Consider the following 8756-nt stretch of genomic DNA (forward strand, 5'->3'; position numbering starts at 1 on the left):
CTCGCCGTACTCGTTCCAGGTCTCGTCCGGGATGTCAATGGGTTTGCCGAGCGCACGAATACGGTCTTCGGTGTAGGTGATCTGTTGGTTTATCTTTGCGCCAGCGCGCGTGAACTCGTCAAACTGTCGCTGGTACTCGTCACGGAGCGCCTCGGTCAATTCGCGATGGAACCCTTCAACTTCGTGCAGTCGGGCCACGTTCGCTGATGGAAAGTAGAGCATCAAGGCATCGAGGTCGTCTTGTTCAATCGGTGGGGTTCCTCGAAGAGATTGCTGGGTGATGTTAGCTTGCGCCTGGAATTGCCCCCCGCGTATGCGCAGTTCTTGTAGTTGGGCTTTGAGTTGCGCAGTTTCGCTGGAGCGTTCCTGGTCTTCGATGCTCAGCAAGTTGTCGGTACGGTTGCGAAGCGTGCGTAGTTCGGACTCGGTATTGGCGAGTTGAGTCCGCGCTTTGTTAGCGCCGCTGACATTCCTAATTGTGGCGGCTCGCAAGAGCTGTTTGTTCTGTGTACGTGTCAGAGCTTTGACGTCATCTTCTGCCCTGTTGGCGACTTCGGTTGCCTCCACCAGACCCTTGTAGAGGCCGAACAAGTCTTGAAGCGCCTCAATACCTCGAAGTGCGGGTTCTTGGGGAACCGCAGCAAGTGGACGAGTAGTTGCAGCTGAAGCACTTTCTTGGACTCGTGAGAACCGGGTTTGGAGAGCTCTGAAGGACTTTTCCCGCTCGCCTAGCCCATACTTCTGCTTCAACCAATCAGTAAACTCGTCTTTCGGGTGACGAGCATCAAGACCCTGGTACGTGTTGCCGGTGTACTCCTCAATAAATTCTGGTGTCTCAGTGTTGCGGCTGAAGAAGTACTCGGTCCCGTCAAATTCATATGTGAAGTAGACAGTGTGGTGGCCAACAGCCTTTTTGTTGATCGTCTTGGTCTTGGCGAACTGACTACCACCGAGTGCCCAGTCAACCAGGTAAAGGACAGTAGATTTACCAATGGAGTTCTTGCCTCGATTGGTGCCCAGAATCGTGTTGAGGCCGATGTGAAAGCGGATCGGTGGGCGCTGGTTGCCGTCTTCGGTGAACTCGGGTGCCCAAATACTAGTTAACAAGGTTGATTTCCCCACTTTGCTTGTCTACCGAGATAACCCGGAGCGCGAATAGCGCATCGAGCACTTCGACGAAATCTGAAACTGCCGGGCAATGCCCCTTTAATTCTTCAAACAGATCCACGGGATGAACTGGCCCGTGATTCAGTGCTTCTACGAACACAGGGAAGTGAGGGAACTGGGATTCTTTGTAGGAGTAAAGCTTGCTAGGTATCCGCACGAAACACCTCACAAATTTGGATGAAATAAGAGACAAGTGCTTCACACGTGGTTCGCTCGCCGGCAGTCAACGAGATCAGCCATTCGACCATCGAGTCGAAGATCTGTTCTTGGGTTTGGTCGGAGTCAGCGAGAGATTCATACTGGGTACCAAAGGCACGACGGATGCGTTCGAATTTGAGATTGCCCTCTTGGTTCAAGTCTTTGGTAGCGGATTCAATGTAGTTGAAGTAGACGGCGACGTAGCCCTCGACTTTGGTTACGAGCATCCGCGCGGTGGTGATCTTGCGCCGAACCTCGTAGGCATTCCAGTTCTCAGCTGATGGCTGGTCGTCCGGTTGCACCGCAGCGACGGCTGCCACCACGCGACGAATCTGGGACTCGAGGCCAGTAGGGATAAGCCGAGCATTTGCTTCTTGGCGTTCTTCGAGTTGCCTCTTCGCACCGCTTAGGTCGGCAATTATCGCAGGGTTGGTGCCGGTGAATTTTTCCCCACAGTTGGAGCACAGGACGATGAGGTTGCGCAGATCACCGCTGTCGCCCTGAGGATCGATAATAGCCACAGCGCCGGTAACTTTCTGCCCGCCCGCGTCATCGATTGCGAACAAGGTTTGAGAACAGCCCGGCATCGGGCACAAGCTCCCTGCCTGCTGGAGTAGTAGCGGCAGCGCGCGTTGTCGTATGGCTTTTTGGCTGGATTCGCGCTGGGTTTGGGCGGTTGCGTCTTTCAACACAGGGTCATCCAGAACAGCCACGAGAGTCTCGGTTAGTTGGGATGCGAGAACGTCACCGATGTTGTCCGCGGAGGCAAAGGGGACGCTTGAGCGAACTTGGTCCGCTAGTGCCCTGCGCACTTGGTCGGGCAGTTGACCAATTTTGTCGATCAAGCCGTCCGGGTAGTAGGTGCCGTACTCACCGCCAACGATGGCACTAGCAAAGTCAGACCCAATAGGTCTGCTACCCGAAGCGTACTTCGTCAGGACTGTGTCGCCACCCAGTGCCGCGTGGAACTCGTCTGCATGATCCACATCTTCAGTGAGGATGTCTGCCAGTCGTTTGACGCGTGCTGCCTGAGTCTTACCCAGAGCCAGAGGCTTGCCGAGCAGCTTGACGGTGTCGCTGAATTTCACTCACTGCTCCTCTCGCGCTCTTGTCCTGCCCCGTCCAGGTTTTTGTCCCAGGTTGTCCGACCTCGTTTTCTACATTGGAAACAAGAAGCAAGAGATGGCGAACCGGATGGGTTAACAATTTCTTGAACCTACCAGTAAATACATGGATTCGCAGAACTTCGGCGTATCCAGTGAATTCATCTGGGCTTGCGAGGAATACGAAAGGTGTGATTCGCGGGCAACCCACCAGGTGTCCATGCAGAGCTGACGAGCAAAGCCTGACCACGACCTACTACCGCCCGGCATTGGCCATGTCGGGTTAGCAACAACAACTGAGCTTGGTTTCAAATTTCGTCCTACTGGAGGAACTGCAGGAGCCACTGAGGGCGGTCACCATATGGTGCGCCGCCTTCAACTGTCCCTGCGCCTCTCCACTTACTAGACCAAATTTGCTCCGCAGATCCTCCGCAATCACGCGGAGGGGCCATGAAGGTCACTATCAAATCAGAATCAACTAGCAGTAAGTCGTCAGGAGAACGCTCGGAGACATTTGAGATCACCGACAGCGATGCGACGGTGCTTATCGACTTGGATTACCGCCAGCAGCAGGCAGACGCAGAGGTCAAAGTGCCGAGGCGGCGCACTGCTCAGGAAGTAGCCGACGCGCAGCTGTCGAACCCGGAGTACAACAACTGGCACTCGTATCACCGTCAAGACCGCAAAGGTGTCAAGTTCGGCTCCTTCGAAGTTTGGAACGAGCACGGCGACCAGCCGGTTGGTGCCACGCGGTCAGCCGAGGACTTTTACCTCGAGCGATACGACGAAGAGTTGGAGTACCAACGGGCCCAGGTGGTGCGGGGTGCGATTAATGCGCTCCCGCCCGTGCAACGAGCTGTCGTTGAAGCGGTGTACGACGAAGGTAAACGTTCCATTGAGGTAGCAGCCGAGCGTGGGGTCTCCCCAGCTGCAATATCCAAGACGTTGAAGAAAGCTCTACAGCGCATCGAGCAGATGGTGCTGGAGTCGGAGGTTAACGTTTCGGGCGGTCCTGGCCTTCCTTTGAGCGACACACCCGGTGCAGCTCAGGAAGGGAAGCTCTGATGAGCAACAACCTAAGGATCCAGGTCACGCAGAATCCGGACACAGACGCTGCCCTCTCGGTGCGCAAGTTCCGCCCCACCCACCGCATGCTGCGCTCAATCTTTGGCACAGCGAAACCTCGCCAGCAGATGGCAATCCTGCTACCCGGCGCGGGCACCTCTTCCGTGGAGATTCCGGTGCGTGAATCCGACGGGGACATGACCGTGCTTGCTGCAGCTCTCGGCTTGTTGGGGGGGTGATTCTAAGTGATCCCGATTTCGGTTGCCCGCAGAATCATTAGCGGCATCAACCAGCTCAAACGGGGCCTGCTCGAAGCTGCTGAGTGGGTCGAGGAACAAGCATACGAGGGTAGTGAGGACTATGACGCGCTTGCGGGTGACCGGTATACTGTCCCGGCAGAGTCATTACCGGTTGAGGAACCCGCCACGGTAGCCACCACGCTTGCTGAGGCAGCCCCAACGCCCGATCCGTTGCCCAAAGTGTCTTCGGTAGAGGTGCGCATCGATTCAGATCTCATGTCTTTCGCAGTTCCTGGATCGGCAAACGTAGTCGGGCCACCAAGAGCAACTTTCGAAGAAGCGGTGCGCAGTTTTGCCATCGATGTACTCGCGGAAGCCAGCTATCGTGAGGCGAGAACACGGGGGGTCAGCTCCGAACAAGTTCAGTACACCAGTGCGTATTTTGAATCTGCAAGAGTCGAAGTTCGCAATGCCGGTTACGTTCGCAAGTCGCCAAAATGGCAACCTTATGCCCGTGTGTTTGCCCCTTTATCTTTCACAATGACAGGCATCGCAATTCCTCTGGCTTTTACTGCCGGATCGTGGCCGGGGTGGGGCTTTATCGGGGGTGCCGCGCTGGTCTTGTGTGCAGCGCTGAGCTTCGCCGTTGAATTCACAAGAGGGGGATCCCGATGAGCGCAATGAGTGATACTGATGGCAGCCGGATCAGCCCGGGGTGTCTGCTCGAACGCCACTGCGACCAGCCACAGAGGGCTTCCAAGCCAATGCCAGGGGTTCCTTAGCTGGGACTGCCCGGAATGGAGACGGAGTCCCGCTGCTGGCCAAAAGTGTTGCCCGAACCCGTGGCAAGAATCAAGAACGCAACGGTCGTCTGTTCGAATAAGACATTGGGTCGGGGTGGTCCCGTTGACCTGCGGCTTTGCTGGGGGAGTGGCCCCGGGATGCGCCGTTTCGACCGAACTCATTAGAAAATCATTAAATTGAGCCACGACCCGTTTCAAGTTTAGTCTTTCCAGCGGCGCCTTTTGAGAGGTTGTCCCGTCTCAGTTGGTCGTGGCTTTTTGGTTGCCGCGCAGATGAGTGTCACATTGGCCGCACCTTCGAATTCTTGTCCACGGGTGTGGACGCTGTCGCTTGCCAGCGGGATGGGACCCTTGGCATCCTGGTTAGCACGTTGTTGCGACCCTTGGGCGAGTCTCCGCCCGATTTGGCTGGTTGCAAGTATCGTGCGGTCAAGAGGGAGACGCCCCGCATTTGAGCCAACAGGACGGTATTTTGTTATGTGGACCGACAACGAGACTGATCGGGACTTTCTTAATTTCGAGGGCGTTGCAGACACAATCGCGGAAATGATTGTTCGGGCTAACGGACGTCCGGTCTCTATTGGCGTTTCAGGCGACTGGGGTGTTGGCAAATCCTCGATGATCAAGTTAACGAAGTCCTCACTGGGTAAACACCAACCGGAGGACTCTCCGAAGAAGTACTTGTTCGTCGACTTTAACGCTTGGTTATACCAAGGTTACGACGATGCCCGCGCTGCGCTTCTTGACGTCATTGCAAGCAAACTCAGTGATGAAGCCGACGAAAGGAAAACTGGTGTAAACAAAGCCGGCGATTTTCTGCGGCGTGTCAAGTGGTTTCGGCTCGCAAAGCTACTTGCCCTGCCGGCGGCGTCAGTCGCCTTAGGATTACCACCTATTGGGCTACCAGGGGAGATCGCTGGGCTTGTCAAAGACATGGCCGCGGGCGATATTGGCTCAGATGATCTATCAAACGCAGGAGCTCTAGCATCAACAGTCGCAGCGACGGGCAGGGCTCTCCTCGACCCGAAGCAGCAGACTTCGCCGCCTCAAGAAATACAAGCTCTGAGGGATTCCTTCGAGGAGGCGCTGGATGAGATTGGCGTTACTCTGGTCGTGCTTATCGACGATTTAGATCGTTGCTTGCCTGATACGACAATTTCAACTCTTGAAGCAATCCGCTTGTTCTTGTTCCTGAATAACACCGCGTTCGTAATCGCAGCCGACGACAACATGATCAAACACGCAGTAAAGAAGCATTTCCAGGGACTGGATGATGAAACTCTTGTCACTAACTACTTTGACAAACTTATTCAAATCCCGATCCGTGTGCCGGCGCTCGGAACTCAAGAAGTTCGAGCATACATGATGCTGCTTTTCATCGAAAATAGCGAGCTTAGCATCCCTGAGAAAGAAACCCTAAGGAGCGCGGTCGCCGCACAGCTTAAGGAATCGTGGAAGGGAAAGCGCGTAGATAAAAATTACGTCGCCAATTGCGGGGTGGTACTGCCTCCGACACTCACAGCGCGGCTTGATACTGCAGAACGCCTAGCACCCCTCATGACAACGTCCAAGAGTATCTCAGGCAATCCTCGTCTCATCAAACGATTCCTCAATGCCTTATCGATACGAATGACCATCTCTGCATCTCAAGGCGTAGGTGTAGATGAGGCCGTGTTGGCAAAACTACTTCTATTTGAACGAATCGCACCGAAAGCGGCCTATTCAGCGCTGACGGCCGCAGTAAACGCTGATCCCGACGGCAAACCCCGACTTCTATCCGAATGGGAGAGCGCAGCTGTCGCTGGACAAGAGTTCCAGCCCACGGGCGAGTGGGATGATCCATTTGTCCGCGAATGGCTGACGCTTCAACCTGCCATCTCGGAAGTGGATCTGCGAGGTGCGTTGTATGTTGGGCGAGAGCAAGCTCCGCTGATTACTTCCTCTGACCGCCTCTCGTCTGAAGCCGCGGGCCTACTCAGCGCACTACTGGAAGTTCCCGATGAAGCTGAAGCGCTGAGGGAAAGCCTAAAACTGCTTCCCCGAACTGAGATAGCAATCATCATGGAACGACTGCTGGCCCGTGCGCGTCAAGAACAAGTGTGGGGAGTCCCGCCGATTCTGCAAGCGTGTATCACTATCTCCGATATTGACCCCACTCAAGGTGTAACTCTGGCTGGTTTTCTCATCGAACGTCCGGGACAGCAGATTGAGCCGAGTATCGTGCCAAAGATTAAATCGCTTCCTTGGGCTGTCGAAGTACTTGAACACTGGAGCAAATCATCCACAGTGGAGGGTCCAGTGAAAAAGACCATCAAGAGTGGGGGATCAAATGGGAACGTCTCAAAGTAGTTCTGGTCCGGGTGGCGGGGTTTCTCTCGTGCCGCCCTGGGCGGACCAACTAGATGATCCAGAGCCTCCCGAGGTTGAGGCTCCATCGGAAGGAGTAGGCACAGTTAAGCCTCTTGAATTTTTGGCGCCTCCAGCACGATTCCGCGATACCCGTCGTGCGCTTGGCGGATTTGTTCGTTCCGGAGACACACGTTATCTCAAGCGAACATTAGGCCACTATGTAAGGACGGGCTACGGCGGCAGCGACACAATGACGCGTCGCCTTGGGAGCACTGCAGTCACGGCAGGCCGTCTAAACCAAGTGCTTCAGTCAGGTAGGGTCTCCGATGGAGATCTACTGCGCAATATAGCCCTGGCCAGCGGGAATGATGTCAATGTAGTCCTTGATGCAATCGTCAATGCTGCCAGTCCTGAAAATGGCACACAAGATCGGGAATCTTCACGCCGTGCGATCCGTGACGCGCTTTCAGATCTTTTGGTTCGTTTCCCAAACGCCGACCTATTGGCTATAACGGATGCTGAACGCGCCTACGTTATTGAACGATATGCAGCACTCGACGTTTATGGACGGTTTTGTCTTGACCTTCAAAAGTCCTTGATGGACAAAGCCCCAGATACAGCTACCGCATTACGGCGCCTTAGGCAGGTCCGCGAGTTCATTAGCCAACAAGTTTCGGCAGCGTTCAGGACAGTCCGAGAAGGTGGCGTTTTGGCAACAGTAATGAATGTGTCGAAACTAACCACGCTTGCACTTCATGAGACGATGCGAATATTCGAGGAGTTCACCGATTGAGATACATTACCGGTCCTAGTTCTGCTCTGGTGAACATTGATCCAGGGGCGATACCTGTCGTGCTCTTTGGCCAAACGAGGTCGAACGACTTGGCGAGTGCGGGCGGGGCCGCGGCTCGGGCAATCCGGCGCAAGAAATTGAGTCCGGCCCCGGCGGCATGGGATCTGTTGGCCATTGCACTTTCCGTGGTCGTGGCTGATGGTGCAACAAAGCGCGACAAGAGCCCGGATGGATGGACTCGTGAATTCGACCTCAACGTAGCACTCCACAACGTGGAACCGTGGCGGCCGATAGTGGCACCACTGTCTGCTGGCCTCAACTTCCTTACTACAGATCGTTGGCAGATCAGCTTCAGAGACGGAGGTTTACTACCAGATGCTCCAAAAAAGCCACAATACTCAGCCGCGGATTCGGTTGCGCTTTTGTCAGGAGGATTGGACTCATTGATCGGCGCAATTGATCTGGCCGCTATGGGAAAAAAGACCCTGGCAGTTAGCCAGACCGTACGTGGCGATGCAGCAAAGCAAATCCGATTCGCGCAGAAGATTGGCAGCGGTCTCGAGCATCTGCAGATCAACCATAATGCCAGTACTAAACGTAGTATCAAAGAGACTTCTCAACGTTCGAGATCGATCATCTTTCTTGCTTTCGCGGTGCTTGCAGCCACTTCAACGCAGCGTTACTTGGCGGGAGAAACTGTCCCTTTGTATGTTTGTGAAAATGGGTTTATCGCCATAAATCCGCCTCTTACGAATGCCCGTATCGGAAGCCTTAGTACGCGCACGGCTCATCCGGAGTTTCTTGGCAAAATGCAGGAGGTGCTCGACGGCGCAGGGCTTCGAGTCAAGATTGTAAACCCCTACGCAGAGAAGACGAAGGGAGAAATGCTGCGCGAGTGTTTAGACCAATCGTTATTGTCGGAAGAGGCGGGAGCATCGACTAGTTGTGGGAGATTCCAACGATTCAACTACACACATTGTGGACGGTGCGTGCCCTGCCAAATACGTCGCGGCGCATTCATTGCCTGGGGCCGTAATGA

The 8756-nt window shown here is 54.8% G+C and carries 9 protein-coding genes; 6 read left to right on the plus strand and 3 right to left on the minus strand.

Going from position 1 to position 8756, the window contains the following annotated elements:
- From ACT3TS_RS19145 to ACT3TS_RS19155, 3 genes are all read right to left on the minus strand, one after another.
- Nucleotides 1–1122 (minus strand): hypothetical protein (locus ACT3TS_RS19145; RefSeq protein ID WP_444533124.1); only part of this gene is annotated, 1122 nt, incomplete at its 3' end.
- Complete coding sequence (locus tag ACT3TS_RS19150) at nucleotides 1097–1369, minus strand: ABC-three component system middle component 7 (RefSeq protein ID WP_444533125.1); 273 nt, start codon at nucleotides 1367–1369, stop codon at nucleotides 1097–1099. The genes ACT3TS_RS19150 and ACT3TS_RS19145, both read right to left, overlap by 26 nt.
- A complete protein-coding gene (locus ACT3TS_RS19155) occupies nucleotides 1311–2453 on the minus strand; it encodes an ABC-three component system protein (protein WP_444533126.1) in 1143 nt (380 codons plus the stop codon). Before ACT3TS_RS19155 ends, ACT3TS_RS19150 begins: the two co-directional genes overlap by 59 nt.
- A gap of 465 nt (nucleotides 2454–2918) precedes the next feature.
- On the opposite strand from ACT3TS_RS19155, the gene ACT3TS_RS19160 reads away from it, so the two are divergent.
- The 6 genes from ACT3TS_RS19160 to qatC all read left to right on the plus strand — a co-directional run.
- Nucleotides 2919–3533, plus strand: coding sequence for a sigma-70 family RNA polymerase sigma factor (locus tag ACT3TS_RS19160; RefSeq protein WP_444533127.1), 615 nt, complete (start codon nucleotides 2919–2921; stop codon nucleotides 3531–3533).
- Nucleotides 3533–3772 (plus strand): hypothetical protein, encoded by a 240-nt coding sequence (locus ACT3TS_RS19165; protein ID WP_444533128.1) that lies wholly within the window; start codon nucleotides 3533–3535, stop codon nucleotides 3770–3772. The genes ACT3TS_RS19160 and ACT3TS_RS19165 overlap by 1 nt, the downstream gene beginning before the upstream one ends.
- A gap of 6 nt (nucleotides 3773–3778) precedes the next feature.
- Entirely contained in the window at nucleotides 3779–4447 is a 669-nt protein-coding gene (locus ACT3TS_RS19170; RefSeq protein ID WP_444533129.1) for a hypothetical protein, read from the plus strand.
- 605 nt (nucleotides 4448–5052) lie between these two features.
- Nucleotides 5053–6924: a KAP family P-loop NTPase fold protein gene (locus tag ACT3TS_RS19175; protein WP_444533130.1), complete on the plus strand. Its 1872-nt coding sequence runs from the start codon at nucleotides 5053–5055 to the stop codon at nucleotides 6922–6924.
- Entirely contained in the window at nucleotides 6905–7717 is an 813-nt protein-coding gene (qatB, locus tag ACT3TS_RS19180) for a Qat anti-phage system associated protein QatB (RefSeq protein ID WP_444533131.1), read from the plus strand. The genes ACT3TS_RS19175 and qatB overlap by 20 nt, the downstream gene beginning before the upstream one ends.
- A gap of 167 nt (nucleotides 7718–7884) precedes the next feature.
- Nucleotides 7885–8756 (plus strand): Qat anti-phage system QueC-like protein QatC (gene qatC / locus ACT3TS_RS19185; RefSeq protein ID WP_444533132.1); only part of this gene is annotated, 872 nt, incomplete at its 3' end.

This window comes from Specibacter sp. AOP5-B1-6 (assembly GCF_052376555.1).
Classification (GTDB): domain Bacteria; phylum Actinomycetota; class Actinomycetes; order Actinomycetales; family Micrococcaceae; genus Specibacter.

What these genes read in the sequence shown, in the direction of transcription:
- ACT3TS_RS19165 (WP_444533128.1), top strand. Translation starts at nt 3,533, where the DNA reads ATGAGCAACAACCTAAGGATCCAGGTCACGCAGAATCCGGACACAGAC.
- ACT3TS_RS19175 (WP_444533130.1), top strand. Translation starts at nt 5,053, where the DNA reads ATGTGGACCGACAACGAGACTGATCGGGACTTTCTTAATTTCGAGGGC.
- qatB (WP_444533131.1), top strand. Translation starts at nt 6,905, where the DNA reads ATGGGAACGTCTCAAAGTAGTTCTGGTCCGGGTGGCGGGGTTTCTCTC.
- ACT3TS_RS19160 (WP_444533127.1), top strand. Translation starts at nt 2,919, where the DNA reads ATGAAGGTCACTATCAAATCAGAATCAACTAGCAGTAAGTCGTCAGGA.